General features: G+C 48.6%; 3 protein-coding genes. 1 reads left to right on the forward strand and 2 read right to left on the reverse strand.

What is annotated here, in order from left to right; genetic code table 11:
- Nucleotides 1-147 precede the first annotated feature (147 nt).
- Nucleotides 148-1,101: an IS110 family RNA-guided transposase gene (locus tag DNH61_RS02430; RefSeq protein ID WP_245947862.1), complete on the forward strand. Its 954-nt coding sequence runs from the start codon at nucleotides 148-150 to the stop codon at nucleotides 1,099-1,101.
- 460 nt (nucleotides 1,102-1,561) lie between these two features.
- Here the strand turns inward: DNH61_RS02430 and DNH61_RS02435 are convergent, their stop codons facing one another.
- Both DNH61_RS02435 and DNH61_RS02440 read right to left on the reverse strand, forming a co-directional pair.
- On the reverse strand, nucleotides 1,562-1,978 hold the full coding sequence (locus DNH61_RS02435) for a hypothetical protein (protein ID WP_111145099.1): 417 nt from the start codon (nucleotides 1,976-1,978) through the stop codon (nucleotides 1,562-1,564).
- A gap of 179 nt (nucleotides 1,979-2,157) precedes the next feature.
- Nucleotides 2,158-3,660: a malate:quinone oxidoreductase gene (locus tag DNH61_RS02440; RefSeq protein ID WP_281272360.1), complete on the reverse strand. Its 1,503-nt coding sequence runs from the start codon at nucleotides 3,658-3,660 to the stop codon at nucleotides 2,158-2,160.
- Nucleotides 3,661-3,966 lie beyond the last annotated feature (306 nt).

Below are 3,966 nucleotides of genomic sequence, written 5' to 3' on the forward strand. Positions count from 1 at the left end.
GGCTTTTTGCGGTGGGTTCGACCCCGTAAATAAAACTGCTCGGACAACCTTGAAGCACAGGCTATCGGACTGCGAGTCCGGATAAAAAATCTTCGTTTGTTTCGGTTGTCTTTCCGGTTCAATACTCATGTCGGAGGGATTGTTACAATGTTGGAAGCCATTCTTGAGCGCTGTGCAGGCCTCGACGTACACCAGGAAACCGTTGTGGCCTGCGTTCTTACCGGGCAGCTGGACCGTGCTCCAAAATCAGAGATTCGCACCTTTGGTACCATGACGAACGAGCTCATGGAACTGGGCGAATGGTTAGTGGAGCAAGGTTGCACTCACGTCGCCATGGAAAGTACGGGCGTTTATTGGAAGTCTGTTTGGAACGTGCTTGAAGCCTTTGAATTAGACCTCCTGCTAGCCAATGCTCATCACGTCAAGAATCTTCCCGGACGCAAGACCGACATGAAAGACGCGGAGTGGATCGCCAAATTGCTGCGTTGCGGGCTTATTGAAGGAAGCTTTGTGCCTTCGGAGGACATCCGAGATCTTCGAGATCTGACCCGTTATCGCAAAAAGTTGGTGTATGACGCTACCTCGGAGAAGAATCGCATCCATAAGTCCCTGCAGGATGCGAACATCAAGTTAACTACCCACATGTCCGACATCTTCGGAACATCAGGACGCCTGCTGCTCCAGAAGATCGTAGATGGTGAAGTCATCACAATGGAATTCCTTGAGACGCACATGAAGGGTGCGCTCAAGCACAAATCCCCCAAATTACTTCAATCGCTCAACGGTCGTCTTCGTAAGCATCATCGCGACATGATCCGATTCTCCTGGGATCACCTCGTGTACATTGAAAAGCAAATCCGACTCGTTGAGCAGGATATCCGAAACCGATTAGCCAGCAAACAAGAGGCCATAGATCTTCTCGTTACGATTCCTGGCATCAACGAGCAAGCAGCATCTGTCATTATCGCGGAAATCGGTACCGACATGACCGTTTTCAAGGATGATCACCATCTTGCCGCATGGGCAGGCGTTACGCCAGGCAACCACCAGAGCGCCGGTAAAAAAAAAGAACACGAGCGCGATCCGGAAATGCCCATCTAAAAGCAGTATTATGTGAATGTGCTTGGGCTGCTTCTATGACGCGAAACACAAGGCTCTCAGCAAGATATTGGAGTTGGGTTAAGCGGCTAGGCAAGAAGAAAGCCTTGGTCGCACTTGGACATACGCTGCTTCGCATCGTATACCACATGTTGCTTACCAAAAGCCCATACAAAGAGTTAGGCCCTGATTATCTTGAACGCTACAGACAAGAGCGCGAAAAACGTCGTGAAGCAGAACTCATTCGACAGCTACAGTCCAAAGGCTTCACAGTAACTCGCCCTGCCTAACCTTTCACCTCCACCACGGTCAAGGTCTGCCGAATCGGTAGTCCTGCTTCGGCGTGCGTAAAAATTCGTTTGAGCAAAGATTCATTTTCATAAAAAAAAGCAGCAGACCTGGACTGACAAGTCCCTGATCTGCTGCTTTTATATCCACCTATTATGCGCTGCTCCTTGGGAGCTTAAACGGCTTCCCTATCCGCAAGCTTGCTTGGCAGCTGCCATGCCGTTATAACCGCCAGAGCCAGGAAGATGAGATCCATCATTTCAAAGGCTTTAGAGATATTCTCCACATAAAATGTCAGCAGCTCGCTGTCAAAAATGCCCGAGATGCTCATCGTTACGGAATAAGCAAGAATAAAGTATTTGCCCAGTATAATGCCCAGCACACTTGCGATCACAGCTACAGCCTGATGCACTGCACTTACATTCCGGCCTGCGGTGAAATATACTGCGTAACCAGCAAGACCGCCGATCGCCCATGCTATAATGCCAATCTCATGATTAGTCAGCTCAGCGATTAACGCCCAAAGCGCCCCGCCGACTACCGCTGCCAATAATGCGCCTAGAATAGGCATTACCAATCTGTTGTTACCCACGTTCAAGTTCCTCCTGCCAAGTTGATATACATTTTACAATTTTAAACCTTCCCTATATTACAATAAATTCTTTACCTTTTTCTGCATTTTAGCAAAATTTTATAATAAAAAACCTTCAATCCAAAATACAGATTAAAGGTTTCTTATCCCAAGCAATATTCAATTATTAAACAAACATATTAATTATAGGCCGGCACTTTCCCGCTGAGACCAAGCGTCTGCGCTGTTGTTCTGTCGATTTCCCGGAAGAGCTCAGGGTTCTTCGATAGAGAAATACCGTAGGAAGGAATCATCTCCCTGATCTTCGGCTCCCAGCCTGCCATATGCTGAGGGAAGCATCTCTCCAGTACCTCCAGCATGACGTGAACCGCTGTAGAAGCACCCGGTGAAGCGCCGAGCAATGCGGCTACCGAACCATCAGCAGCACTGACTACTTCCGTACCAAATTGAAGCGTTCCCTTACCCGCTTCTGTATCCTTAATCACCTGCACGCGCTGGCCTGCTACGACGATACTCCAATCCTCGCTCTTCGCGCTTGGAATAAATTCACGCAGTTCGACCATCCGCTTCTCATTCGATAGCATTACCTGCTGGATCAGATACTTCGTCAGAGCCATCTCCTTCATGCCGGCTGCCAGCATGGTCAAGAGATTATTTGGTTTCACGGAACCGATCAGATCAAAGTTTGATCCCGTCTTAAGGAACTTGGGCGAGAAGCCCGCAAACGGACCGAACAGCAGAGACTTCTTCTTATCGATATAGCGGGTATCCAGATGCGGCACCGACATAGGCGGAGCGCCAACCTTGGCTTTGCCGTATACCTTCGCATGGTGCTGCTCGATAACCTTGGGATTATTGCAGACCAGGAACAGCCCGCTTACCGGGAAGCCGCCAATTCTCTTGGACTCCGGTATACCAGTCTTCTGCAGCAGAGGCAGACTGCCGCCCCCGCCGCCGATGAAGACAAACTTTGCGTGATGGTGTTCCGTCCTCCCGCTGCTTATATTATGCACTTTCACATCCCACGAGCCATCACTGGCACGTTTGATATCCTTCACGCTGTGCTTGTAGTTGATCTCGACATTCCGCTTCTTCAGATGGTCGAACAGCATCCGGGACAGCGCCCCGAAGTTGACATCTGTTCCGGAATCAATTTTGGTTGCAGCCATCGGTTCATTCGAAGTACGGCCCTCCATAACAAGCGGAATCCATTCCTTCAGCTTCACAGGGTCGTCAGAGAATTCCATCCCTTGAAACAGCGGATTGTTTGAGAGCGCTTCAAAACGCTTTTTCAGAAAGGCAACATTGTTGTCCCCTTGTACCAAGCTCATATGGGGGATGGGCATGATAAAGTCCTGCGGATTACGAATCAGTCTGCGTTCTACAAGATACGACCAGAACTGTCTGGAGATCTGGAACTGCTCATTGACCTTGATCGCTTTGCCAACCTCTATAGATCCATCAGGCTTCTCGGATGTATAGTTCAGTTCACACAATGCCGCATGGCCCGTTCCCGCATTATTCCACTCGTTCGAGCTTTCTTCCCCTGGGCCTTCAAGCTTCTCGAATACTTTGATTGTCCAATCCGGTGCCAGCTCTTTCAGTATGGATCCCAATGTTGCGCTCATGACACCGGCGCCAATTAAGATAACGTCTGTTTTATTGTGTACGCTGCTCACTATAACCTTCCTTATCCTCTTATTTTGTACAAAAAGAGTAGGCACTCCTGCCCGGTTCTCACCGAAGCAAAGCGCCGCCTAGGATGACACCTTTTCTGTTCCGATTATAGCCATACTATTCTCTATTATAATGATAGTCCGATTAAAATATCCACTATTATCTGATAATTATAGACGAATTGTGACGGGTACAAAAGTGGAAAACAAATCCGCTGCTCAAGTCAGCAGCTGGAGTCTCGGCTTTTCTTTGCCATTTTCAGAGAACTGTTATGCACTAATTTATGCCTTTGCTCTAGGTCTGGTTCCCCG

The sequence above is a fragment of the Paenibacillus sambharensis genome (genome assembly GCF_003233845.1).
Classification (GTDB): Bacteria; Bacillota; Bacilli; order Paenibacillales; family Paenibacillaceae; genus Paenibacillus_I; species Paenibacillus_I sambharensis.